Source organism: Yersinia hibernica (assembly GCF_004124235.1).
GTDB lineage: Bacteria > Pseudomonadota > Gammaproteobacteria > Enterobacterales > Enterobacteriaceae > Yersinia > Yersinia hibernica.
Genome location: NZ_CP032487.1, coordinates 1,569,075 through 1,593,284, shown reverse-complemented (window position 1 = coordinate 1,593,284; position 24,210 = coordinate 1,569,075). Strand labels below are relative to the sequence as shown.

Here is a 24,210-nt window from a genome sequence, read left to right as displayed (position 1 = left end):
GCAGTGCTAGTGCATTGATAACCGGGAATAACTGCCAACACGTTAGGGTCTGGGATGATTATCAAATTCAGGCTATCGCCATTTATGACATTGATGTATGCCTCAATGATATTCCCTGCATTCATACCACTGACGGTAAAAGCGGGGGATTTGCCGCCGCCGCCCGCCGCCGCGGTAATGCCTGACACCACCTTATATCTTGAGCTGGTGGTCAATGGGCGTAACTTCGGCGAAGCGGTGCCCGTGGTGTATCGCGACGGACACTATTATTTGACGCCTGAGCAGTTAAAAGCGGTGGGTTTTCCCTCATCGACGTCAAATAGCGCGGAAGTTGCTATTGATGCAATGGATAAAGTGCATGTTACCTATCAAGGCGACAGCCAGAAATTACTCATTGATATCCCCAGCGAATGGTTGCCTCAACAGCGGGTGAGCCGCGCCGCAACCGAGGATTATCAGCGGGCTCAAAGCAGTCTCGGCCTGTTATTGAATTATGATGTTTATGCCAGCCAAGGGAATAATAGTGGCCAACCCAGCAACACGTCAGCCTGGACTGAGCAGCGCCTGTTTGACCGCTTCGGTTTGATCAGTAACACCGGAATTTATCGCGCTAACTTGACGGATACCGATAATATTACCGTCGAAAAAGGGTATGTCCGTTATGATACTCAGTGGCGATTAAATGATGAAAATCAGATGCTAAGCTACACAGCTGGCGACCTGATAACCGGCTCACTCGCGTGGAGCAGTTCAGTACGTTTGGGGGGGCTGCAAATATCACGTAATTTTGCCATCCGCCCAGATTTAGTGACTTATCCACTGCCCCAATTTGCCGGCCAAGCTGCCATCCCCAGCACTGTTGATCTCTATATTGATAACTTTAGAACACAATCTGCCGCTGTTAATCCCGGCCCTTTTGTCATTGATAATGGCCCTAGAATCAATGGCGCAGGTCAGGCGACCGTGGTCACCACTGATGCTTTAGGGCGTCAAGTCAGCACCTCAATTCCCTTCTATGTTGCCAGTGATTTGCTCAAGCCCGGTTTATGGGATTTCAGCCTGTCGAGCGGCATGTTGCGCCAAAATTACGGTATTCGCTCTGCTGATTACGGCGAGCCGGTGGCTAGCGGAGTGCTGCGTTACGGTGCGACGCCCTGGCTGACACTGGAAGGCCGGTCTGATGTCGCCAAGCAGTTAAATGTCGCGGGCAGCGGCGTCAGTTTGCGGGTCGGAAATTATGGCGTGCTAAACAGTTCTTACAGCATCAGTCATGCTGGTGATGAGGTTTTGGGCCGCGGGATAGCCCCCACGGATACCGACAGCAATACGTTGCCATCGTCCCCCACTCAGCGCTACGGAGGGCGCGGTAATCAATACTCACTTGGCTACAGCTATAGCAATGCATTTTTCAGTCTAAATGCACAGCGTATTAACCGCAGTGAAAACTACGGTGATCTTGCAAATTATAATAGTGAATTCCGCCCCAGTCGCCGGACTGACCAAATCACCGGCAGCCTAGGATTGGGGGCATATGGGTCTATCGGCTCAGGTTACTTTGATGTGCGCGATGCATTGGGGGAGCGCACGCGGCTGGTGAACCTGAGCTACAGCACCACCGTATTGGGCAATACCAGCTTTTATCTCTCGGTCAACCGGGAGTTGGGCAGTAAAGGCTATAACGCACAGATGGTGTTCAGCATTCCTCTTGGTGGTTGGGGCGCGGCTAGCATCAGTAGCCTACGCGACACCAATAATAGCTGGAGCCAGCGGGTCAACTATAGCCGCGCGACCCCGACCAACGGCGGGCTGGGTTGGAACCTGGCTTATGCGAATGGCACCGGCGAAAACAGCAGCTATCAACAGGCTGACCTCATTTGGCGCACGCGGATGATGGAGAGCCGAGTCGGTGTATATGGCAATACTGGCGACTACCGGAGCTGGGGCGAAGTGAGTGGTTCCGTGGTCGTCATGAACCATGGGGTGTATGCCAGTAACACCATAAATGATGCTTTTGCACTGGTATCAACCCGTGGCTTTGGCCAAATTCCGGTCAGTTACGAAAATCAGTTGATAGGCACCACCAATGATGATGGCTATTTATTAATTCCTAATGTGACTTCTTATTATCAGGCGAAATTCCAAATTGACCCCATGAGCCTACCGGCGGATGTCTCCATGCCAGAGGTTGAGCGCAATTTGGCAATTAGTGAACGCAGCGGCTACTTAGTCGACTTTCCACTCGAGCAAATGACCGCCGCCACCCTGCGTATTACCGATGAATCCGGCAAAGACTTACCTAAAGGTAGCCCAGTATTTACCTCGGGTGCCCAACCAGCCAGTTATGTCGGCTGGGACGGAATGACTTACATTGAGCAAGTAAAGCCACACAATAAACTGAAAATAATCCGAGCGGATAATGGTGCTTATTGCTATCTGCAGTTCGCCCTGAAAGCCCGTTCAGGAATACAAGATATGGGTACCCTGAAGTGTCAATAATGGCGGAAATAACGGAGAAAATATGATCCTGCATAGAATCGGAACAAAGGGTGTCAATCACCACCCGGTCATGGGCGCTATCCTGATATTACTCATCGGGCTTATTACCCCCGCCGCCCAAGCTGACTCTTGCACTTTTTCGCCCGGCACCGTCACCCTACCACCGAGTTCATCATTGACCGCCAATACCACGGCGGTCAATGCTCAAGGAACCACGGCCATGGCATGCACCGGAGCATTAATATCTATTTCGCTATTAGGCTCATTTACCTTGGCGGCAACAATATCCAGCACGACCAATAATCTTAACCTCAAAAACGCGGCGGGCGACCTCATCCCATACTCTATTTATCGCACCGGCACATTTAGCCCAGCGCTAGCGGTCGGCAGTCAGTTGAATTATAGCGGTTCAAATCTGTTATCTATTAATTTAGGAACTCTGAGTGCAAATTTACCTATCTATATCCGCACCGGCAATAACGGGGTAATCAGCACCAATATCAGTGCAGGAACCTATACCGATGTTATTAATCTGGCTTGGCATTACAATATTTGTAAACTGTTAGGTGCCTTGGGGATTTGTGCAGGATCCTGGACAGGAAATGGCACTGGCACTGATGTTTCCTCCGTCACTGTCACCTTGGTGGTCAATAAAGATTGCGCCATTAATAGCTCGCCAGATGTAAATTTTGGCAGTTTTGCCTTAGTCGGCCAATTCAACCCTGTCAGCCAAAATATCACACTCACCTGCACTAAAGGCTCGACTTTTAATACATATGTCACTGCTGGGGATAACCCGGTGGCCAATTGGCGACAAATGAAATTAAGTTCCTCCACAGTCACTGACTATTTGCAATATCAACTGTATCAGGGCGCATCAGGCACCACGCTATGGAATTCAACCTCAATGCAGGCGGGGACTGGCACCGGCAATCCACAACTTGTTCCTTATCAAGCCGTGATTAACCCCAGTCAGAACCAACGGACGCCCGGCAACTATCAGGATAATGTCAGCCTAGTACTTGTGTATTAATTGTTAATTTTGTCAGGGACAGTACTTCCCCAAAATGAAAATTACACGCAGTTATTTTCCTTTATTTCTCAGCGTGATAATTGCCATGAAATAATTTAAAGATAAGAAAATTCCGATTGCACTGTACTAAATCTGTCCCTGTTATACAATCTGCGGGCTTAAATAATAGCCGACAGACTTCTACTTAAGGAAAGCCGCGATTAAACAGGAGTGGGCATCATGACTGATTATGAAAATCGGGAAAAATCAGCTGACATTACTCTGTTAAAAGAAATGAACAGCTTACGGGATATCATCGAAAATAATTCAGACTGGATCTGGGAAGTTGATGTTGCCGGCCGTTATACGTTTTCATCTGCAAAATCTATCGAACTACTGGGCCGCCTTCCTCAAGAGGTTATCGGTAAAACTCCGTTTGATTTCATGCCCGAAGATGAGGCTTACCGGGTGGGTAAGATATTTGCCAAAATTGTGGCACAACGAATCCCTTTTGTGGGGTTACAAAACCGAAACATCCGAGCAGACGGCAGTGAAGTGCTGGTTGAAAGCAGCGGGATTCCGCTTTTTGATGATAAGGGAGAATTCAAAGGTTATCGGGGAATAGACCGTAATCTCAGTGAGTTACCTCATGACACCCATAAACGCCTGTTTGAGTTGGAATCAATTTATTCCAGCGCCCCAGCCGGCTTATGTTTTATCGATACCGCCTTGCGCTATCTGACGGTAAATGACTATCTGGCGGAGTTATTAGGCCAAAAAACCAGTGACGTGAATGGCCAGAAAGTGGCTGATTTTTTGCCCAGTATCATCCCTATTTTGCAAAGCGCCCTGCTAAAAGCCTACAGCAACGACAGCATCCCTGATGCCGAGTTTCAGATGCCGGATAAACAACGGGTATTTTTCATGCGCATCAATGTTGCCCGCTATCCGAGCGGTCAGGTAAGTGGCCTGTCTGTTGCCATGATTGATATATCCGCATTGAAAAAGATGGAAGAGAAGCTGCGCAGTAGCAAACAGCATTATCGCAATATGGTAGAGCTGAACCCACAAATCCCTTGGACGGCCTCGCCGGATGGAATGATCACCAATATCAGCTCGCGCTTTGAAAAAATCACCGGCTTAACCCGTGAAGAAGCCCTGGCTGACCGATGGTTGCGAACCATCCATGCCGATGACCGCCACCCCACTTTGATAAGTTGGGAACACTCACTCCAAACACAGGAGCCACTTGACGTTGAAATACGTTTTTGCCATGTGGAAAAAGGCTGGAATTGGATGCGGATTCGCGCGGTTCCCAGCCTAGATGACCACGGTAATGTCGAGTGCTGGTACGGCACTGCAGAAGATATCCATGAGCGTAAGTTACTAGAACTTAAGCTTATTAAGGCCAACCGACGCCTAGAAATTCAAGCCAGAACCGACTCGCTGACTAAATTGCCTAATCGCCGGGAATTTAAAAAAGTGCTAGCCCATGAATTTATGCGAGCAAGGCGTTCAGCTTCACCATTAGCGGTTTTGATGATTGATATCGATTACTTTAAAAATTTCAATGATTGCTATGGCCATATCTCAGGTGATGCATGCCTACGACTAGTGGCTCGAGCATTGCGTAAATCATTGAAGCGCAGCACGGATATTGTTGCCCGCTATGGTGGCGAGGAGTTTGCAGCTATTTTGCCGGATACTGACCAAAAAGGGGCCAGTTTGGTTGCTGAGCACATTTTGCAATCTATCCGGGCGATGGGTATCAAACACAGTGAAAGTAAATTTCGCAAAGTGACCATAAGCCTTGGTGTCACTGTCTATCAATCCCATCTGCATAGCAGCATTACTGATCAAGCCGATTTAATGCTCGCCGCTGATCAGGCGCTTTACTATTCTAAAAAGAATGGGCGCAATCAGTTTAACTTAGCGGAACTCCCTGGCTAACAGCGCATTGCTTTTTTTAACAACAAAATCTGGCACTTTTTTTAACCTCGGCTATTCTCAATAAAGCGACCAATCTGGTCACACCTCATACCACCAGGTCAGAAAGGAGTCTTTATGGGAAGAACTGTGGTAAAAATCAGAAATTTCGAAGTTGACGATGCAGTGCTATCCGCACCACTGGACAAAAGCGAAAATACCATCAGTATTCCGTGTAAATCGGATCCGGAATTGTGTATGCAGCTAGATGGTTGGGACGAAAACACCAGTATTCCAGCGACATTAGATGGCAAAGACAAGCTGCTCTATAAAAAACATTATGACCGGCAGCAAGACGCTTGGATAATGAGGGTAACTTAATGCTTTAAAGCGCCGTCACCCATAGATAAATTTTATGAGTGGCGGTTTATTCTTGAACATTTTTATATGAGCTGCTGGCCCAAAATATGGTATTATTGATAGCACAAACCGCGCTATCAGAATGTTTCTAGCACTTTGAATTGCATACAAATCAGCATCATATCAGGGGAAAACATATCGTATTCTTCAAAAAAGCGCTGTTGCGTTTTACGCCAATAAGCCAAAGTGCGATCGCCTTCAGCTAAAGCATGTGCTTCATCAACCTGATCAAAGGTTTTCAAATCGACATCAGTCAACTCAACTGCACATACCGGCTGATTGCGGCCATTCACCACCACAAACACATCGCCCACCTGTGGAACGCCATCTTCATCTAATGCCGCACAGGTTGCCGTTTTCGTGCCATTGAGAACCAACGCCAATAAATCATCGGCCACTTGCTCGGTATCACCAAAAGCCCAACGTTCCGCGTTTTCGTATTTTTGTGGAATTGCAGCCATAGTTTCAGTATTCCTATTCGTAATATTCTTGATGCAGCTCATATTATACGTTAACGCGCTAAACTCACTCTCGCATCAACATAAATTTTCGCTACTATACCTAAATTGCGGTAAACAAATAAATCCCGCAAAACAATTTCAAATCAAACCAATCTCTCGAGGTAAAATAAAGGCTATGGCAAGCAAACGCTTACATGCAAAACATTGGAAGATGTTTGTGGTACTACTTTGCATCTGTGGGGCATTAATGCTGTTGCGGTGGGCATCGATGATCTTTGGCTAATTTCACCACCACTAATGTTTGTCTTTAGGCAAAAATAAGCAGCCGCATTTGGGGCAGACTAATGCCGTATTTTTATGCACTTTTTCTGTATTTTGTTCTGATGTCGCTCCACAGTCCGGGCACTTAATTTTCACATTGACGCTGCTAATCAGCTTTCTAATGCTATCAATAAATGACATACACTCCCCCCGCGTTATACAACCTCATTAGATTACCTTAACCGGCAGCATTAAACCGTGGAGTGACCAGCGTTACACAGATTATTTTTACCGAATCAACTTTCACTCAGTAGAAAAGCCGGGGTGGCAGGAAATAATAGAACGAAACAAGCAGGAAATAGAAAGATACAGGGGATAAACATTCACCACGCAGCATGGCTGGCATGCTTGGCGTAGTGAAATGGTAAGCAGGTTATTGAAAACCCTAGGTCTGGGATCAGTGGTTCCATAATTCTTGGATCAACCCTCTGACCCGAACTTTGGAAGCACCAGCCACCAGGCTGATAATACGGTTTGCACTCAACGTAGAAACATCAGTATTCCATTCATCAAACGAGTGTTCGGCGTAACTGTCGTTGAAAACCTTTTTTATCGAGGATTCAGCTTCGGACATCTCACTGAAACTCTTAGCATTAATTAAGCACTGAGCAATGATTGAGACTTTTTTCATGTTTTATCCTTGATTATCGGCCGCATAGTGTAGCACAATTAACACCTCTCTGCTCACATGCTGGTTAAATTGTTTGCAATTGAAGCTAACCGATTGATAAAACAATATATTCAATAAATTTCATCACTAAACCCATACCGTTTAACACCACTTAATTTCTGCTCTTATTAGCCTGCAAAATCCGGCTCACCCCGCTGTATTTATCAAAAACCCCATCTCCATCACAAATAAGCAACAATAAATTCATTAATTATTCATTTGCTGTACGCTTTTCATTCAATTGGCATGCTATATTGTAATTGTTGCGACATGACCAAAAGTTTTACCCCTGTAGGTAACCGAGGTGTCAAATGATCAGCAATTTTTTTCTCTATTCACTTTTTATTATCTATATTGGCGCGGCTATTTTTGATGGCTCACTACCTTTGTTTGCGCTTATGTAGATGAGCAGCATCTGAGTCAGGGTATTGTCCCAAACGCGCCTATGACCGCCTTTTCACTTCCTTGCCCCACGGCGGCCTCTTGCAGTAATGTCTCCATTTCAATGCTCCCCGGTGGGCGTAACGACCATTTTGGCCCCAGTAAAGCTTCTGCGTAGCCCGCCTGATATAAATGCTCCATCTTAACTGGGTCAAAAATTTCTGCGCCGTTAATATCGATATCCGCAGGGATCGTTATCCAATGAAATCCTGATTTTTCAGCGAATGAAAAAGCATAAATGCGGTACAAATCACCAACCAATGCAGCTTTACTGGTGGAGTCCAAAGTGCGCAAAGCAATATCTCTGACCAAGCGCGGAGTCGGCGCAGGTTGTGGGCCAAGCTGACCATTATGAATAATATAAATATCCTCTTTACTGGCGGCTAAACCGGCTCTGGCGCGCACTACTTTGGAGCTATAAACCCCGCCGTTATAAAAAACTCGTGCCGCAACACCACCATCGACATGCATTTCATCGTAATGTTTTCCCCCAGCGACCACATCAAAAAATACTGGTGAAAAAGCAACGGGCACTGAAGAGGAGGCGAGCATAACCTTACGGAATAATATTAAAGCTTCCGGCGTCCCTTTTGTCGCAATTAGCCCCATGTTCCAGACAATAAACTGCTGTGAATCCAGATCAACCGTGCCCATGTACAATCGACGCCCCTGCTGATGGGCTTTGGCTATTTCACTCAATAATTGCGGTGTAATATAGCCATCAATTAACTGAGACAGCGGACTGGTATCTGCCAGTGACTCACGGAAAAAGAGACGAAATAATAGATTATCCAGATGGAAAATATCTCGGGTGGTGGTGGTGGTATAAAAATTGTGCAATGCCTGATCATAATCACTGCCTAAGAAAGCAAAAGGGGCTATCAAAGCACCGGTTGATACCCCACTGACTACTTTAAATATCGGGCGTTTACCCGTTTTAGTCCAGCCATTCAAAAAACCGGCACCGAATGCGCCATTAGGCCCACCACCCGATAATGCTAAATGCGGATATACAAGAGTTCCGTCAGCAACACGAAACATTTCTTTCGGTTCATCTTTATAAGACTGCAGTAAGTCAGCTTCAAATATTGGGCTTATATGCCCAGCTCTCGCTCGGATATTTGGCATACCCGGAATTTCCGCCTCTGGCATCAACGCCACAGGGACCGGATTTCTGGGTAATTGACTGCAGGCCGCCAATAAAAAAACACCTGACAATAACGCCACAACACGTATTATTTGCTCAATCTTTATCATTATATTTTCCAGCGGCGCGGTCATTGGCAACCCACTAACTCTATATTACATTTATGAAAATGGGCACCTAGCTCTGTGACAATTCACACCATTGCCGTACTGAAGGCCGCTGCCATTGATAGCTGGCATAATTACGCAAATAAGTCGGCAATGCATCACCATTAAGCGCCAGCCGATTAAGCATTAACGCCAAATCGGTATCTGCAATACACCATTCATTGAATAAATTTTTTCGGCCATCTGAAAGTAAACGTTCCAGACCTGAAATAAGCTTATGAGCAGCACCTTGCCCTGCTGGCGATAATGGCGGCATGTTCATTCCGGCAAAGGCCACCTCAGTCGGGCGTTCAGACCTAATCGGCATAAAATCACTGCGCAGCCATGCTTGAATTTCTCGTGCTTTAGCGCGCTCTTGCTTATTCTGCGGATAGATTCTCGCGTATTTCGGTGAAGGAAATTGCTCGTCTAAATACTCAGAAATAGCTGAAGATTCAGATAATTGGAAATCATCAATAATCAATGTGGGCACACGACGAGTTGCGGATAACTTGCCAAATACATCACCTAAGTTCTCGCCAGCAGACAGGTCAATGGCACTCAGTGTGAAAGGAAGTGCTTTTTCTGTCAGAGCCACAAAAACGGACATAACATAAGGGCTGAAAAAATCCGCATCGGTATACAACGTCATAGTTTGCTGATTCATTGAAGCTCCGGCTGATTATCACCAAAAGATTACGTTAATCGGTTTTCAGTTAGCTGAACAGCGCCTTCTACAAAAATTTATTATCCGTAATCACGCCGCGTCTTCTTATTCAGCAGCTGCGTATAAATTTATATCGCAGCTTCTACAGCCAGAAATCAAACCGATGCAAATCACTCTTCCCGGGGAGTCCCATCTAAAATGGTGAACAGAATATCTGCATCTGGAGTAGTAATATGTTTCCCCTCAAGAAAACCGGCAAGTTTGGCTTCTGCATTGTGTTCGTACACTTCATAGCCATCAATTCGATAGCCCGGAACACCATCTTGACCACGAATATATTCATCGCCATCAATATAATACTCAGCAATACCGCTGGCATCTTCGATCTCGTAACGTTTATCAAACGGAAACTGTTTCATCATTCACCCTAAAAAAACATGTATGCCTATATCATGCCAAATCGCAGCTATTTTAGGAAGCAGCGCCGCTGCTGCTATTAAAGCGCCCTACACCTCACTATATCTATGATCATTAGATATATACGTTCGTTAACGTGACCTGCTTATCAAAGCTTAAGCTCGATTAAATTTTTATATTAAAAATCGACTTTCATCATCATGTCAAACCCATCAATCCAAGGTAAACTCACACGCCTAAATAAGGAGATGGGATGAGCACTGAAATATTTATTGCGGTATTGGGTGCTGCACTGCTACATGCTAGCTGGAATGCTTTGGTCAAATTTGGCACTGACCGTTTAGTCGCTATTGCCTTGATGGCGTTTTTTTCCGGCCTCATCTCATTCGTTGGTATTTTCTTTGTTGGCCTCCCCTCTCCCAGTGCGATCCCTTGGTTACTATTATCTGTCGCTTTCCACACCGGTTATTGTCTCTTTCTCAGTAAAGCCTATGAACAAGCCGAGTTTGGGCAAATTTATCCCATTGCACGCGGCATAGCACCATTATTAAGCGCCCTACTTTCATGGCTAATTTTGTCTGAAATTCCGCGGGCAATGGCATTATTTGGCGCTATTATTCTGGTTTCGGGGGTCATTATGATGACATTTGATGGCCGCCATGGCCCTAATAGGCTCAACCCCAGAGCCATTATTTATGCCTTAATGACGGCGGCATTTACCGCCAGCTATACCCTTGCAGATGGGGCCGGAAGCCGCGCCAGTATTGAACCACTCAGTTATATTTTATGGCTATTTATGTTCAATGGCCTAACCATGTTCGGGCTACTTTGGATAATGCATCGTAATATGGTTTTTCGTGAAATTCGACAGCATTGGCGTCAGGGTATCTTGGGTGGTGCAATGCAGTTATTGGCCTATGGTATTGTTATTTGGGCGATGAAAAGCACGCCAATTGCCTTGGTGGCCGCACTCCGTGAAACCAGCGTACTCTTTGCTATGGTTATTTCTATCTGGATGTTAAAAGAAAAACCCTCACTATTACGCCTGATAGCCAGCGCCATTATTATGGCCGGTGTGGCGATGACCAAATTTGGCTAATCCTTGAACATCGATAACAATACCGATGACTTTGATACAAAACGAGTGTGCGACCTCTCCCACAAACAGGCTATACTCATAGAAATCCTATAAATAAGGAGAATATATGCTCATAGGATTTGTTTTACTGGTTAGCACCTGCGGAATGGATGCCTGTGAGGCTCTGCCCGTGACTGACGATATTTACGCAACTCGCCATGAGTGTTTGGCTGTCGCGACTCGAATTCATCAAAGAAGGCCTGATGTGGTACTGATTTGTGGTGAAGTCTACCGCCACGCTAATGGTGATAAAACTGACTAATACCTCTAAATTTTTACTGTCTAGACTTGATAGTTTGATGACCACTGCAATACAGCCTACCCTCGATGATATCTGTACCTTAATATTTTTCTGGCCGGTAATGGGGAACACAAGGTAATTGGCTGATATTATTTGTACAATTCTTCTTATTGAATAAATTTGCACCTTAAAGCAAACTAAATCGACAAATCTACAGTCCAGCCCTCCTGTTCAATGAATCCATTTAAAACCTTGTTGACTACCGTGGCTGTTAGGGTTAAAGGCCGTCAAAACCCTAATGGAAATATCAATCTTCATGTGTAAACAATATGTTATATAATAAATTTATTGCAGTCAGCGTAATAAAATAAAAAGCCGTGTTACGCTTTAATTAAGTGATAATGGCATTAACAGCATTCAATTATGGTTATATAAATACTCATCAAAAAACCAGCCATCACCACAAGTGCACATTCCCCCCTTGCCAGGAGCATTACAATGAATCCTCCTTTATATGACATCTGAACATGTGGAAAGAACTGCGTAAATAACCGGTTATCGCTTTTACCTATATAGCATTCCAATATGTTCCAATTCGATGCTTATGGCACACTTGTCGCGGCAAGTCTGGTTTTATTACTGGGAAGACAGTGCGTCAAAAAGACGCCTTTATTACAAAAATATGCCATCCCAGACCCTATCACGGGCGGCCTATTAGTTGCACTAATGTTCCTACTTATCCACCAAACCACCGGTTGGGAAGCACATTTTGATACCTCATTACGCGACCCTTTGATGTTGACCTTTTTTGCCTCGATTGGCCTCAACGCGAATCTCGCCAGTCTAAGGGCTGGCGGTAAAGTTTTAATCAAATTTATCTTTGTGGTTATTGGCTTGCTGCTGTTGCAGAACACCGTTGGCATTGGTATGGCTAAAATGTTGGGGCTGGAACCTTTAATGGGGTTATTGGTAGGGACAATAACATTATCTGGGGGGGCATGGTACTGGCGCCGCCTGGAGCAATGTATTTGTCGAGAATTATGGGCTAATTAATGCCACCGAAGTTGCAATGGCCTGTGCGACTTTCGGCCTAGTATTAGGCGGATTGATCGCAGGGCCGGTTGCACTTTATCTGATTAAGCATTCCGCGACGCCAAATGGGAGACCAGAAGATACATTACAGCCCACGACATTTGAAAACCGCAATCAGGGCGAATGATAACTTCACTGGTTTTAGTCGAAACCATTGCTATGATTACTATTTGCTTGATGGCCGGGGGTTATATTAGGGACTTGCTCCAGGGCTCAATATTCGAATTACCCATATTTGTGTACGTCCTGTTCATCGGGGTCATCCTCAGTAATATACTCACTTATACTGGGTTTTATCAGGTATTTGATCGCGCCGTCTCAGTCGTCGGGAATGTCAGCCTTTCTCTTTTCCTGGCAATTGCATTGATGAGTCTAAGATTGTGGGAATTAGCTTCTCTGGCCTTGCCAATGTTGGCTATTTTATTGGTGCAAACATTGCTGATGGCTGCGTATGCCATATTTGTGACTTACCGGATTATGGGGAAGAATTATGATGCTGCGGTACTGGCTGCAGGACATTGTGGTTTAGGTTTAGGTGCCACCCCGACGGCAATTGCCAATATGCAAGCAATTACCGATCGTTTCGGCCCATCTCACATTGCATTTCTTATTGTCCCGATGGTCGGCGCATTCTTCCTCGATATTGCCAATGCTATCGTGATTAAGTTGTCTTTATTACTGCCTATGTTTACACCACTGGGCTAATTTAATTAACAGCCCTCTCAACAGGGCTGTTAATTTTATCAATTCGTGGCGGCGGGCAAAATGACGCGAACTTAGCGCCCCTTTTTCTTACGCCCCGGCTTAGTAAAACGCTGACGCGCAGTAGAGTGACTTTCTGATTTTTCGACTTTCTTCGGCCGGCTAATAACGGTTTTTTTATCAACAGCAGCTTTAGCTTTCGTTTTTTTAAGCGGCTTTTCATCAGACGATGAATTTTCAATCAGCTTAAATAACTCCGTCAATTCTTCATCACGTAAATCTCGCCACTCCCCCATTGGCAGACCTTTCAAATTAATATTCATGATGCGAGTTCGTTCCAGTTTAGTCACTTCATAACCAAAGTGCTTGCACATGCGACGAATTTGGCGATTAAGTCCCTGCACCAACGTGATACTAAATACCAAGGCGGCTTCTTTCTTTACTTTGCATTTTTTAGTCACTGTTCCCAACATCGGTACACCCGCACCCAAGCCAAGAATAAATTCATCAGTCACCGGTTTATTGACCGTCACCACATACTCTTTTTCGTGATCATTGCCGGCACGCAGGATCTTATTAACCAAATCACCATGATTGGTCAGAAGAATCAAACCCTGCGAGTCTTTATCTAAACGCCCAATTGGAAACACGCGTTTACTGTGATTAACGAAATCAACGATGTTATCGGATTCACCGTCCTCCGTAGTGCTTATAATACCCACCGGCTTGTTTAACGCGATCAACACCAGGTCATTTTCGTTACGCGGCTCAATCAGTTGACCGTTAACCTTCACCACATCCCCGATATAGACTTGATCGCCAATCGCAGCGCGTTTGCCATTAATAAAAACATTACCCTGTTCGATGTAACGATCGGCATCACGACGGGAGCAAATACCACTTTCGCTGATGTATTTGTTAAGACGAGTGGATGAATTGGTCAGCATAATTTTCCGTAAAAATTGGACTATACCACGTTAGGTTACGAATCCTAACAGACTGCTTAGCAGAGAAGCCGCGAAGTTATACCAACATCACAAATAACCATTAGGCACCGAGGCTAATACCGATATTGAGAATGAGTGATTCTTCAAAATTAACATTTGTCACAAAATATACCTCTCATGGTTGACTGCCTAAAAGCTGCTCAATGAAAAAGCACTTGTTATTTATTGCAATTCCTTTCTCACCCTAATACCGCTGAAGATAAGGATAGGGTTACGAAACTTCACAGTATTAAAATGACGAATCGAGATATTAACAACACAGAGGAACTAAGACTCTACAGTGTTTCAATAAGGTACACTCATTATTAAATACGGCTATATCCAGATAAATGCTGTGGAAATATAGTTATCTTAATTACTTTTCTATATTCAAGCCGGTAACACTCTTCGCTTAAAATATTACTGGCATCAGAACCCGCACCTCTATTATATTATGACTTGAGTTCAGCATTCTATTGCGGATGTACTATCCTATGACAGCCAATGATAGAGTCATATTCAGTCTATAATGGATACAAATAGAAATAACTGTTTACCATTTAATAACCAGGGAAGATATCCTCACAATGAAAAAGCCTATTATAACTTCTCTTGTGTTTGCAATGCTTGTAGCCTCCCCGCTTTATGCATCTGCGCAAAAGAGCCTCACACAGCAGCAGATAGCCACCATTGTTAATAATACTCTGACTCCATTGATCGAAAAGCAAGATATCCCTGGTATGGCCGTCGCTGTCTTTTATGACGGCAAGCCAATGTTCTTTAACTATGGTGTGGCCGATATAAAAAACCATCGCCCGGTGACAGAGAATACTTTATTCGAACTCGGTTCAGTCAGTAAAACCTTTACTGGAGTCGTGGGAGGCTATGCTGAGCAAACAGGTATTCTTAACCTCAGTGACCCGGCGACAAAATACAGTTCAGAGTTAACAGGCGACCAGTGGAAAGATATTAGCATGCTGAATCTGGCGACCTACACTGCTGGAGGTCTTCCTCTTCAGATTCCTGACGCTGTCACTGATATGAAGTTATTATGGCAATATTATCAGCAATGGCAGCCGCAATGGGCTCCCGGTGTAATGCGTAATTACTCCAACGCAAGTATTGGGTTATTCGGGGCACTGGCAGTAAAGAAAAGTCATCTGTCGTTTGAAGACTATATGACTCAACACGTTTTCCAACCATTAAAACTCACACATACATTTATCACCGTTCCCGACTCAATGCTCGCAGATTACGCATGGGGTTATAAAAATGACCAACCCGTTCGTGTCACCCGGGGGGTATTAGATGCTGAAGCCTATGGCGTCAAATCCACGGCACAAGATATGATGAAATTTATGCAGGCTAATATAGATCCGAATAGCCTTCCTGCCGATAATGATAAGTTAAAGAAAGCCATTATCTCGGCCCAATCTCGTTATTATCAAGTAGGGAATATGTTCCAGGGGCTAGGATGGGAAATGTACAACTGGCCTATTAACTCACAAGAAGTTATTGATTCCAGCAGTAATGAAATTGCTTTACAGCCCCATAAAATTAAGGCCTTAACCCCGCCATACTCTGCTGCATCCTCCTCTTGGGTGCATAAAACCGGCAGCACTAATGGCTTCGGCGCCTATATTGCGTTTATCCCAGAGAAGAAAATAGGCATAGTGATGTTAGCCAATAAGAATTACCCCAATCCTCTGCGGGTGGCAGCAGCTAATCATATTCTTCAATCATTACATTGACAGTACCGTGAATATATCCCCCAATATACCAGTGAGGATAGTTTTTAATTAGCCACCCACGATAAATAGCCACTAATCTATTTGGTTAGTGGCTTTAAAACACGCAGAAATCATCTACAGACCATTGAATAATGGCATCAGAATATTAAATTTGATTCCCAACTCCAGGACTCATTATTATTCAGTACATCCACCCTTAGCTTGGCAACGGTCATATTCTGAGGTGCCAACATCTGGCACAGTGGCGGGATCATTGCAATATGGCCACCACTTGTTAACAGGATTACATTCTTCAGCTATAGCTCCGGCAGAGACGGACATAATACCAACTAACAGTAAGCCTTTTAACATATCTTTCATCAAAACCTCCTCCATGATTAGCCGCCATCACTCTATTGACGGACGATTTGGCGGCGTTTTTTGATACTCACGTCAACCGTGTTAATCATTGATTCAGTAAATTTATTAATCAATCTAATAAACCGATCTGTTTAATGTTGATTGATAATAATTCTCATTAGTGTTGACTTGGCGACAAAACGCTGATGAAGTTTTATCTTCCAGACATCAATTACAGCGCATCAGTGTGCATTTACTATTTATTTTGAATTATGCTGTAAAAACGCCATCCTTTTCGTCGATAATAAGCAGATAATATGGACAAAAGGAAAATTGCCCCATGAATATCGGATTTATTTTGCTCTGGGTTTACTTGATTGGCGTTCTTGTCGCTGCCTGTATCACCTTTCCCTTAACCCGCGACCAGAGTTTGGTCATAAGAGCATTATCGTCACTTCTTATTGCGATAACCTGGCCTTTAAGTCTGCCTGTCGCCTTATTACTCTCCCTGCTTTGATTAACATTCAGGCTGAAATAGCGGTCAACGATGCTCGGCCCTGATAATGATAGCCAAATACTGGACATGATAGGACGACTTGCAGTTTACACCGAGGATGCTCAGGGAGAGCAAAAGTATTATTGATGGTTTTACTGGCGCAATACAGATAACACGCGGTAAATACCATCTGTATTGCTATTTCACTTCTACTCTCTGCGGATTTATCTTCAAACAAAATAATCATCAGTGGTCACAATCACCAACAGATATCTATTCTATTTATCACCTCTTTTTATTTATTAAGATTAGTATTTTAAAGTTAATTATTAGCATCAATATAGATAGCATCTACATGTATATCTGCAATTATCAGAGATATCATGTGAACAAACATTATCGCCCAGAGCATTAGTGCAATATAATCTTAAAAAAACATATTTATCTGTAATTCTGTTTATGAAAAATTTAAATAGTCATAAATTTGTAGTGCTATGTTACAGAGGCTGATCTATTACTCAGCATTTTTATACACATGATATTTTAAAGATGAGTATATTGGCTGCGTTTCGAAAAATTCTAGTTCCAGCAATTTGTTTCTTATCGGTATTCACAGTATTACCCTCTCATGCAAAAGAAAGTAAATCTCAGCAATACATTTGTAGTGGTTCCCACGGTGATGCAACAGATTCTGGACTATGGGATAGTATTTTCAATGCCAATAATGAAGCTGATGCAGCTAGTCAAGCAGAAAGTAAATTCATGCCCACCGGACCGGGAGCCTGGGTTAAAGTATTTTTCTGCAGAGTCCTGTAAAACTCCTTAGTAATTCAAAAGAGTAAATACACCAGAAAGCCATGGTAACATGGCTTTCTATTAAAACTCTACCCGAATGGCTCTTGGCTGATTTGCGCACGAAAATGTACTATTACTACCGGCATAAAAAATCAACCTGAGCAAACTCTTTATTTGGTGCACTGCGTTAAAATGTCTGGTGTTAGATATGTTATATTTACATAGTGGCAAGTTTATCATCATGTCTTTTGCCTTCACCTCCCCATATAGAAAAGCCACCAACTAATTAGATTGGTGGTATATCGACTATCAATTCAACACAAACGAGTCAGGATGCACCTCAACAATTGCTGCTAATATAGCCATGGTTTCGGTATTCCGTCGTAATTTGCCTGTCGGATATGGAGTGTTTCCGATTACTATTTGTAACGAGCTGGGTAAGTTTTCCGCTTCCAAGTGTTAGATTAATCCATGCCATATTAACTCCTTGGCTTGCAGTGAAGGCGTCATTATTTGAAATACTATCTAAATTAGAATTGGTATTGCATGCCGATAGATACCGTGTAATTCATGTTTTCTATCCCGGCAGCATCACCACCGAGGTAAGCCTTTTCTCCAGTGGCCCTATTAATGATTTCTGTACCTCCTTTGCCTTCTTCATACTTACTGAGACTTAACTCTGTATAAACTTTGGCATTAGGTGTTACATAATAACCAGCATCTACAGTGACAGAATAATACCGTGAATTATTGGTTTTTTCGCGGAAAGTAAGATTGCGCCTATAATGTTCATCGTTATCATTCGCGGTAACCCAAGGGCTAAATTTTAATAATGCATTAAATTCAAAATCCTGATAGCGATATATACTGGCAAGCCCTAAGTAAGGCATACTAAATTGTTGATTGTAACCTATACCCGGTGAATTAGGGGGGGAGACCCCAGTAGTAGCGCCGTTATTATAGCTATAACTACCGCCAGATGCTGCCCAGCTAAATCTAGTTTGTTGATAACCGAATATAGTTCCAATACGATATTCAGGTGTATTAAGAATCCACCCTTTTACATTTACATCAAACTCATTGGCATGATTCAATTGTGTATTAGGATGATTGGACCAGTGTGACCAATTAGTCTGCCCTGGAATTAACCAGTCATAGTCATCCATCCCAGAAGATCCGGATGCCAAGGATGTCCAACCCCTAGCATTTAAAGTTAGCCAATTAAAAGCATCCCAAGATATATCCCCTTTAATGATAGCAGTGTTTTTAATCTTCCAATTCAATTGACTTATCTTTTGTCCACTATCAGAGTCGTAGACATACTCCTTAGACTCTCCACCTAGCATACCTAAACCAACGCTGGTTTTAATACTTTTAGAATCCAAATGAATATTGTCATCTGCGAGCGCAGGTAAAGTCACGGAAAACACCCCAAATACGACGAAAATACCTTTTGTTATCATAAACTACTCCTTGTTTAAAATTAACCGCTAGATAAAACGTCAACCAAATACCTAGGAAAAATCACTTAGCTAATAAACATAAACACCCATGGCAGATAAAAATAGCTTCAATAACTTGAGTGTCATGGCATTCTTAGATATCACATCTAATTTAAACGATTAATAAATAACTACTGTGAATACCTAAACTTGACTTTAGATTGTATTTTTTATGATATCAATTGCATAAATATGTAAGTGGTAAAACGCCCATCATCTGAATGTGATCCCCATCAATTTCATATAATTACATATCTTTCCCCCCATATATTCCGCGCACTTGCAATGCTTTACCTCGTCACCAGTTTAATTTAGCAATAATTAGTCTGAAACTAATTTATTAGCTATTAAAATTGTCTTGTTGACCTCGAAATACGGCTAAATTCATCTGTGTAAATAAAACTCGTTTAACTTAATAATATATTTTCCTATCCTTGCATTTGTGTATCACGTGACTATCTTCCAATTAAATCTAAATATCGGTAATAAACGTATACCGATGCTAACAGCAAGCGACTAAAACCCGCGGACTGCATAAACTGGTGTTTAACACCATGTTCTCACCGCAATTAGATAGTTATCGCTGTTTGAACTTACAACTACCGGATTACAAGACCTACAAAATCAGGTGAAAGCCTTAGTGTTAATATCCTTAACATTCCTTATATTTCATTAAATTTATTTTAAATAAGGTATCTTTTATGAATTTTACTGTTGGTAGCTCTTTTATTACTGCAAATATTAGCAACGAACAAATAAATGAAATACTTATTAAAAACTCCATACCGCATATGACTCTATGGGAAAAAATAAAAGATTACTTTTTTTCCACCGGTCAAAAAGAAGCATTTCAATGTCTATATAAACTATGCAATCCTACGAAAAACCTCACAAGTCACGATGTCGAAGAAATATTTTTTAGGTTAAAAGAGTTAGCCTCACCTGGGTACAAGGAAAAGTTTTGCAGTAATCATATTGATAGTTCAACCACGGGTAAGTTACACATAAAAGGTGATGATAATGGCGACCTATTGTGCATTGAACAAAAAGGCGAGTTATGTAACTACACTATTTTAGATAAAATATTTATTTTTGATATTCCGCTAATAGAATCGCCCGCTCAAGAGAGCCAATTTGGCACAGAAAAGCTAGCCATAACCTTTAATAACTGGCCAAAGCCGCACCTAAGACCTAATGTAAAATGGATGATAAGCGAATCTGTATGTATCTCATATCAAGGGAAAAACATCACTTTAGATTATACAAACCTTTACGATAAATTTATGAGGGAAGTTAAAAAAGTCAATAAAGGTGAGGGTTTTGAAACGTGGAAAAAAGAAGAGAAAACCACTTATTTGTCAGCAGTCATTAGTAAGGAAATAGACAATATTCATACCGTATCAGGTGTTAAAATATCAAATAAAGATAAAGATTTAATTTTTGATTCTGCGTACAGATATATTGATGATGAAAATTTAAAGCTAGATACATCTTGTGCACAATCCTCGATAAAACATTGTATAAGAACATACCTTAACGGAGAAAATAAGATAAATGATTTTTTTGAAAAAGAATCAAAAGAAAAAAACAAAATTGTGTCAGAGATAGTTAATAGCATAAGCAACCATATTTATGAAAATATATTTGGCGAGGGGAATGGTTTAATAGAAAAACTAATATCTCATGTACATGCTTCTTATCTGCATAACTCCCCCACTTCCTAACATTAAAATTAGAAGTCATAATCATTAATGACTTCCAACAATTGCTTATTCTCTTGGTATTTGGTGCTTAATTTTTTTTGCAATTCAGTTGCTTTAGGGCAAGTAACATTGACTTCTTTCTCTATGGCAATTTGCCGTTCTTTGGGGATTGATGAGTCCCATTCGCCGGCAAGATACTGGCATTTATCTGCTATTTTTATAAACTCGCTAATATCAGCCGGGTATTTTTCAGCAGCATGGGAGCATCCATGTAAAAGAATAAATGGCAAAATAAAAACAATCATTTTCTTCATGTTATCTACCATTCTTTGACCAATGAGATCTATCTTTAGAACCACCATGGTATTTTATAACATCAAAACTTTCTCCTACACTATGAAGTTCTGTATTCATACCATCTTTGGGAAAACTCTTAATTAAGACATCTTCCCCTTTTTTATTTTTAAATCTCCCATCCATGAGATATTCATATCTATAGCATTCCCTTCGGTATGTCTGCTTTTTAATGATGGAGCCACATTAAGTCCTGTCATACCGTACGCTCTTACCATATCCTGTGCAGCTTTAATGCTTTTCGCTGAGTCTGTACTGCCATCGCTCTTTTTATGAACCCATTGAATGTTGGCACCGGTTTTATCCGGTACATCCTCTGGCTTGACAAGTTTTCTTGATATTTTCCAAGACCAATGTATCAAATAAGCCCTTTCTGGGGGGCTTAATGTGGCTGATATAATTATTGTTGCACCCTAACTTGTTAATTCAGATATAAAATTGTCTACACTTATTTTAAATGACGCGCTTAATGATTGGGTTAAAGCACTTCCCTAAAAACGAGAAACCCATTTCTCTCCACTGATCTCTTTCACTCATAATATCCTTATATTTAATATCTTTATGGATAGTATATTTTACTCTTTAAATATGCAATTCATTTACATACTAGGCAAAGCTGAATAACAGCCTATTGCTAACCTCGCGCCCTTTCCACCACCGCCATAATATCATCTAGCACATCATGCATCAGTTGCACATCATCAATGGTATATCTGCCATCCAGCATATCTGACCACTTCGCCAGTGGCGGGCAATGTTGACAAAAAGGGCCAATATTTTCCCTCAATACCTGCCCAGCAATACCAGGTAATTATGGGTTTCATCTTGCAACATTTAACCGAGAACCAGCACTGCGAGTGCCACGGATCCGGTAATGCATCGATATATTCTTCACTGACCTACGCCGGAATGGTGATGTGATGAAAATCCCTCCCATCTTGCCGGACAGCATAAATCCGGTGGCATCATCGGTATGAAGTATTTGCTGGATAGAAACAAAGGGTGTCGGGTGCTCTTTGCTCTTATCACCGCGTCGTGAGCGGATGGTGTTCACCAAGATACGGTTAGCGCTGGCCCGTTTGGTGGCCGAAAACATATCTTCGGGTTTGTTGTAATCATCTAGCCCAACAAAACCGGAAAAATCAGGGCCGGGGAAACCCGCACGACCACCGGTTAATTGCCCACCGCTGGAGCGGGAAACCGTCTGCCCCACCATTCGGCCACGGCTATTAACAATTTCCCACTCTTCCTCCTGATTAATACCGAAGCGGCAAGGCCACAGTGATGGTCACGTATTCAATGTGTAGATAGGGTCATTGCAGGTAATGCTCACGCTCAATGAACGTGCCGATTATCTTGTCATGCATTTCTGCCGATTTTGAGTACCCAGGCGTTTTGCGATTCAGTCGTTTTAACCGGTTACGAAGATTCAGGTTTTCGCGTTCAATCCGCTGGGTGTAAAGCTTACCTGTGATGTGTTTTGTAGCCGGTAACATCTCATAAGCACTGAAGTTGTCTGTACACCAGAAGGCGACTCTGAAGCCCGACAGTAAACCCAGTAATTTGCACTGCGTCATTTTGCTCCTGCGCCCAAAAGCATGAGCAACAATACGTTTGAGACGAGGCTCCCATGCATACCACAGCCAACGCTGACGCTTTTTATTGCCAACAAACGACCACATTTCATCAACTTCACAGATAAGCTGAATTTGCAGGTTATCCAGAGGAAGCGTGGTTACAACTCTCGGCGAGAGTTTTTTAGTGTGCGCACAACGGCATTAATGCTGATATGTAAAGCTCGGGCAGTGTCTCGAATACCGGCATTGTTCATTGCAAGGTCGACAATTTGTGATTTCATGCCGGGTTGGCAGGCGCGATAAGCATAATCGAGCTGGAAAGTACGGCAGCACGACTGGCACCGATAGCGCTGAAGTTTGGCCTTACCCAGGCCATGCTTTTTAACAGATTCGATTTGCTCACAAAACGTGCATTTTACGTCAACTTTAGCCATCAGATGCACACTTCAAAAAGAGTGATTCTACCGCATGATCAACACATTGAATACTTGACCCAACAAGCCATCAAAATTGCCGATGAAATAGAAATAGCACCAGGAGTGAGCAGTATTTATGTGCTGCATCAAAAGTCAGGACATGGTTACACAAGAGATGGTTTCAATAGTCGGTGGCGCAATGCAAAATTACTGGCCACAAAAACATTTCCTGAATTGGGTTTTGACTTCACGTTTCATGATTTAAAGGCAAAGGGCATATCCGATTTAGAGGGAACACTCGAAGAAAAACAAGCTATTTCAGGGCATAAGAATACAGCTCAGACAGCAAGATATGACAGGAAAACAGAAATCGTACCAGTGGTGGGTGGTCAGAAAAAGTGAGTTTTTATTCAGATTGCCAAAATCATGTTAGGAAATGATGTTAGGAACATCTTAGGAATGTGATTTCAGGCACAAAAAAACCGCCTCACGGCGGTTAACGACATACTCATACTGCTTTGTTTTACTTAGATTTGTTTCCATGGTGCCCGGGGCGGGACTTGAACCCGCACAGCCATAAGCCGAGGGATTTTAAAACGCCGGTAATATCTCGTTGATTCATAATGTTAGTCAATATTTTCGCCATACTAAACATTAAATTAAATGCAATATATCAATGGGTTATACAATCAGCTTTAAGAATATGGTGAAAGATACACAAGGGATTATAAGTAACTTGATGGCCGAATTTTTTCATTGATCGCCGTGATGGGGTGCCTAGAGTCTCACTATCATGTGAAGTGTGACGAAGGGCAAAAACCATCAGCGCCCGCCAATTTCAGAATTTTGCTCACTCTTATTGCATGGAGTAATCATCCATAATCCAATATGCTGTGATAGGAATTTATATGGTAATAACAGAGAAATTTTTTAGTGTAATAAGCCAAACCTTACGCTAGCTTTTCGTACGATTAAAATATTAACCTATGATAAG

At 42.6% G+C, this 24,210-nt stretch carries 23 protein-coding genes and 3 pseudogenes; 13 read left to right on the top strand and 13 right to left on the bottom strand.

Annotated elements, in window-relative coordinates; all coding sequences use genetic code 11:
- Positions 1-54 precede the first annotated feature (54 nt).
- The 4 genes from D5F51_RS07520 (at position 55) to D5F51_RS07505 (ending at position 5,815) form a co-directional block, all read left to right on the top strand.
- Entirely contained in the window at positions 55-2,496 is a 2,442-nt protein-coding gene (locus D5F51_RS07520) for a fimbria/pilus outer membrane usher protein (protein WP_129196035.1), read from the top strand.
- 22 nt (positions 2,497-2,518) lie between these two features.
- Positions 2,519-3,529 (top strand): Csu type fimbrial protein, encoded by a 1,011-nt coding sequence (locus D5F51_RS07515; RefSeq protein ID WP_129196034.1) that lies wholly within the window; start codon positions 2,519-2,521, stop codon positions 3,527-3,529.
- Between the two features lie 219 nt (positions 3,530-3,748).
- Positions 3,749-5,458, top strand: a complete 1,710-nt coding sequence (locus D5F51_RS07510) for a sensor domain-containing diguanylate cyclase (RefSeq protein WP_129196033.1) — start codon at positions 3,749-3,751, stop codon at positions 5,456-5,458.
- Positions 5,459-5,572: 114 nt separating this feature from the next.
- Positions 5,573-5,815, top strand: coding sequence for a DUF1480 family protein (locus tag D5F51_RS07505; RefSeq protein WP_025378458.1), 243 nt, complete (start codon positions 5,573-5,575; stop codon positions 5,813-5,815).
- 116 nt (positions 5,816-5,931) lie between these two features.
- On the opposite strand, the gene D5F51_RS07500 is transcribed toward D5F51_RS07505, so the two are convergent.
- Complete coding sequence (locus tag D5F51_RS07500; protein ID WP_129196032.1) at positions 5,932-6,315, bottom strand: ASCH domain-containing protein; 384 nt, start codon at positions 6,313-6,315, stop codon at positions 5,932-5,934.
- Positions 6,316-6,490: 175 nt separating this feature from the next.
- Between D5F51_RS07500 and yniD the strand changes: the two genes are divergently transcribed.
- On the top strand, positions 6,491-6,598 hold the full coding sequence (yniD, locus tag D5F51_RS22730; protein WP_087769657.1) for a small membrane protein YniD: 108 nt from the start codon (positions 6,491-6,493) through the stop codon (positions 6,596-6,598).
- Between the two features lie 11 nt (positions 6,599-6,609).
- On the opposite strand, the gene D5F51_RS22655 is transcribed toward yniD, so the two are convergent.
- From D5F51_RS22655 to D5F51_RS07480, 5 genes are all read right to left on the bottom strand, one after another.
- A complete protein-coding gene (locus D5F51_RS22655; RefSeq protein WP_214609812.1) occupies positions 6,610-6,777 on the bottom strand; it encodes a YnfU family zinc-binding protein in 168 nt (55 codons plus the stop codon).
- 256 nt (positions 6,778-7,033) lie between these two features.
- The gene (locus D5F51_RS07495) at positions 7,034-7,267 is read right to left on the bottom strand and encodes a hypothetical protein (protein ID WP_025378460.1); all 234 of its coding nucleotides are present in this window, start codon (positions 7,265-7,267) and stop codon (positions 7,034-7,036) included.
- A gap of 459 nt (positions 7,268-7,726) precedes the next feature.
- Positions 7,727-9,004: a patatin-like phospholipase family protein gene (locus tag D5F51_RS07490; RefSeq protein ID WP_129196031.1), complete on the bottom strand. Its 1,278-nt coding sequence runs from the start codon at positions 9,002-9,004 to the stop codon at positions 7,727-7,729.
- 67 nt (positions 9,005-9,071) lie between these two features.
- On the bottom strand, positions 9,072-9,707 hold the full coding sequence (yfcF, locus tag D5F51_RS07485) for a glutathione transferase (protein WP_129196030.1): 636 nt from the start codon (positions 9,705-9,707) through the stop codon (positions 9,072-9,074).
- Positions 9,708-9,877: 170 nt separating this feature from the next.
- The gene (locus D5F51_RS07480) at positions 9,878-10,126 is read right to left on the bottom strand and encodes a hypothetical protein (protein WP_129199252.1); all 249 of its coding nucleotides are present in this window, start codon (positions 10,124-10,126) and stop codon (positions 9,878-9,880) included.
- A gap of 251 nt (positions 10,127-10,377) precedes the next feature.
- On the opposite strand from D5F51_RS07480, the gene D5F51_RS07475 reads away from it, so the two are divergent.
- The 3 genes and pseudogenes from D5F51_RS07475 (at position 10,378) to gltS (ending at position 13,300) form a co-directional block, all read left to right on the top strand.
- The gene (locus tag D5F51_RS07475) at positions 10,378-11,223 is read left to right on the top strand and encodes a DMT family transporter (RefSeq protein ID WP_025378464.1); all 846 of its coding nucleotides are present in this window, start codon (positions 10,378-10,380) and stop codon (positions 11,221-11,223) included.
- A gap of 106 nt (positions 11,224-11,329) precedes the next feature.
- Positions 11,330-11,524 carry a hypothetical protein gene (locus D5F51_RS07470; RefSeq protein ID WP_129196029.1) on the top strand — a complete coding sequence of 65 codons (195 nt, stop codon included), beginning with the start codon at positions 11,330-11,332 and terminating at the stop codon, positions 11,522-11,524.
- 564 nt (positions 11,525-12,088) lie between these two features.
- Positions 12,089-13,300 (top strand): annotated as a pseudogene (gltS, locus tag D5F51_RS07465) (sodium/glutamate symporter).
- Positions 13,301-13,371: 71 nt separating this feature from the next.
- On the opposite strand, the gene rluF reads toward gltS, so the two are convergent.
- The gene (rluF, locus tag D5F51_RS07460; protein WP_129196028.1) at positions 13,372-14,244 is read right to left on the bottom strand and encodes a 23S rRNA pseudouridine(2604) synthase RluF; all 873 of its coding nucleotides are present in this window, start codon (positions 14,242-14,244) and stop codon (positions 13,372-13,374) included.
- Positions 14,245-14,870: 626 nt separating this feature from the next.
- Here rluF and ampC point away from each other — a divergent pair.
- Positions 14,871-16,034, top strand: a complete 1,164-nt coding sequence (ampC, locus tag D5F51_RS07455; RefSeq protein WP_129196027.1) for a class C beta-lactamase — start codon at positions 14,871-14,873, stop codon at positions 16,032-16,034.
- 177 nt (positions 16,035-16,211) lie between these two features.
- Here ampC and D5F51_RS07450 read toward each other — a convergent pair whose 3' ends face one another.
- A complete protein-coding gene (locus D5F51_RS07450; RefSeq protein ID WP_129196026.1) occupies positions 16,212-16,394 on the bottom strand; it encodes a hypothetical protein in 183 nt (60 codons plus the stop codon).
- Between the two features lie 319 nt (positions 16,395-16,713).
- On the opposite strand from D5F51_RS07450, the gene D5F51_RS07445 reads away from it, so the two are divergent.
- Both D5F51_RS07445 and D5F51_RS07440 read left to right on the top strand, forming a co-directional pair.
- On the top strand, positions 16,714-16,890 hold the full coding sequence (locus D5F51_RS07445) for a GhoT/OrtT family toxin (RefSeq protein WP_129196025.1): 177 nt from the start codon (positions 16,714-16,716) through the stop codon (positions 16,888-16,890).
- A gap of 528 nt (positions 16,891-17,418) precedes the next feature.
- Positions 17,419-17,685, top strand: a complete 267-nt coding sequence (locus D5F51_RS07440; RefSeq protein ID WP_245994910.1) for a hypothetical protein — start codon at positions 17,419-17,421, stop codon at positions 17,683-17,685.
- Between the two features lie 509 nt (positions 17,686-18,194).
- On the opposite strand, the gene D5F51_RS07435 is transcribed toward D5F51_RS07440, so the two are convergent.
- Complete coding sequence (locus D5F51_RS07435; protein ID WP_425471891.1) at positions 18,195-19,124, bottom strand: omptin family outer membrane protease; 930 nt, start codon at positions 19,122-19,124, stop codon at positions 18,195-18,197.
- A gap of 743 nt (positions 19,125-19,867) precedes the next feature.
- On the opposite strand from D5F51_RS07435, the gene D5F51_RS07430 reads away from it, so the two are divergent.
- Positions 19,868-20,890: a type III secrection system effector, WxxxE family gene (locus tag D5F51_RS07430; protein ID WP_129196023.1), complete on the top strand. Its 1,023-nt coding sequence runs from the start codon at positions 19,868-19,870 to the stop codon at positions 20,888-20,890.
- A gap of 8 nt (positions 20,891-20,898) precedes the next feature.
- On the opposite strand, the gene D5F51_RS07425 is transcribed toward D5F51_RS07430, so the two are convergent.
- From D5F51_RS07425 to D5F51_RS07410, 4 genes and pseudogenes are all read right to left on the bottom strand, one after another.
- Positions 20,899-21,231: a hypothetical protein gene (locus tag D5F51_RS07425; RefSeq protein WP_162301707.1), complete on the bottom strand. Its 333-nt coding sequence runs from the start codon at positions 21,229-21,231 to the stop codon at positions 20,899-20,901.
- A 75-nt stretch (positions 21,232-21,306) separates the two neighbouring features.
- Positions 21,307-21,585, bottom strand: a complete 279-nt coding sequence (locus D5F51_RS22725; protein WP_245994907.1) for a hypothetical protein — start codon at positions 21,583-21,585, stop codon at positions 21,307-21,309.
- A 405-nt stretch (positions 21,586-21,990) separates the two neighbouring features.
- Positions 21,991-22,505: pseudogene (locus D5F51_RS07415) on the bottom strand (terminase); the annotation flags it as partial.
- Positions 22,506-22,536: 31 nt separating this feature from the next.
- Positions 22,537-23,234 (bottom strand): IS1 family transposase gene (locus D5F51_RS07410; RefSeq protein ID WP_129196021.1). Its coding sequence is split into 2 segments (ribosomal slippage): positions 22,537-22,985 and positions 22,985-23,234, totalling 699 coding nucleotides; the frame shifts between segments, so codons are not numbered across the junction.
- Positions 23,235-23,336: 102 nt separating this feature from the next.
- Between D5F51_RS07410 and D5F51_RS07405 the strand changes: the two are divergent.
- Positions 23,337-23,618, top strand: a pseudogene (locus D5F51_RS07405) (site-specific integrase); the annotation flags it as partial.
- Between the last annotated feature and the right edge of the window lie 592 nt (positions 23,619-24,210).

Excerpts from the sequence above, each read along its gene's own strand:
- D5F51_RS07440 (WP_245994910.1), top strand. The coding sequence starts at position 17,419 with ATGAGTATATTGGCTGCGTTTCGAAAAATTCTAGTTCCAGCAATTTGT.
- D5F51_RS22655 (WP_214609812.1), bottom strand. The coding sequence starts at position 6,777 with ATGTCATTTATTGATAGCATTAGAAAGCTGATTAGCAGCGTCAATGTG.
- rluF (WP_129196028.1), bottom strand. The coding sequence starts at position 14,244 with ATGCTGACCAATTCATCCACTCGTCTTAACAAATACATCAGCGAAAGT.
- D5F51_RS07500 (WP_129196032.1), bottom strand. The coding sequence starts at position 6,315 with ATGGCTGCAATTCCACAAAAATACGAAAACGCGGAACGTTGGGCTTTT.
- D5F51_RS07430 (WP_129196023.1), top strand. The coding sequence starts at position 19,868 with ATGAATTTTACTGTTGGTAGCTCTTTTATTACTGCAAATATTAGCAAC.
- D5F51_RS07515 (WP_129196034.1), top strand. The coding sequence starts at position 2,519 with ATGATCCTGCATAGAATCGGAACAAAGGGTGTCAATCACCACCCGGTC.
- D5F51_RS07480 (WP_129199252.1), bottom strand. The coding sequence starts at position 10,126 with ATGAAACAGTTTCCGTTTGATAAACGTTACGAGATCGAAGATGCCAGC.
- D5F51_RS07510 (WP_129196033.1), top strand. The coding sequence starts at position 3,749 with ATGACTGATTATGAAAATCGGGAAAAATCAGCTGACATTACTCTGTTA.
- D5F51_RS07445 (WP_129196025.1), top strand. The coding sequence starts at position 16,714 with ATGAATATCGGATTTATTTTGCTCTGGGTTTACTTGATTGGCGTTCTT.
- D5F51_RS07470 (WP_129196029.1), top strand. The coding sequence starts at position 11,330 with ATGCTCATAGGATTTGTTTTACTGGTTAGCACCTGCGGAATGGATGCC.
- ampC (WP_129196027.1), top strand. The coding sequence starts at position 14,871 with ATGAAAAAGCCTATTATAACTTCTCTTGTGTTTGCAATGCTTGTAGCC.
- D5F51_RS07520 (WP_129196035.1), top strand. The coding sequence starts at position 55 with ATGATTATCAAATTCAGGCTATCGCCATTTATGACATTGATGTATGCC.
- D5F51_RS07490 (WP_129196031.1), bottom strand. The coding sequence starts at position 9,004 with ATGATAAAGATTGAGCAAATAATACGTGTTGTGGCGTTATTGTCAGGT.
- D5F51_RS07505 (WP_025378458.1), top strand. The coding sequence starts at position 5,573 with ATGGGAAGAACTGTGGTAAAAATCAGAAATTTCGAAGTTGACGATGCA.
- yniD (WP_087769657.1), top strand. The coding sequence starts at position 6,491 with ATGGCAAGCAAACGCTTACATGCAAAACATTGGAAGATGTTTGTGGTA.
- D5F51_RS07475 (WP_025378464.1), top strand. The coding sequence starts at position 10,378 with ATGAGCACTGAAATATTTATTGCGGTATTGGGTGCTGCACTGCTACAT.
- D5F51_RS07425 (WP_162301707.1), bottom strand. The coding sequence starts at position 21,231 with ATGGTGGTTCTAAAGATAGATCTCATTGGTCAAAGAATGGTAGATAAC.
- D5F51_RS07495 (WP_025378460.1), bottom strand. The coding sequence starts at position 7,267 with ATGAAAAAAGTCTCAATCATTGCTCAGTGCTTAATTAATGCTAAGAGT.
- yfcF (WP_129196030.1), bottom strand. The coding sequence starts at position 9,707 with ATGAATCAGCAAACTATGACGTTGTATACCGATGCGGATTTTTTCAGC.
- D5F51_RS07450 (WP_129196026.1), bottom strand. The coding sequence starts at position 16,394 with ATGAAAGATATGTTAAAAGGCTTACTGTTAGTTGGTATTATGTCCGTC.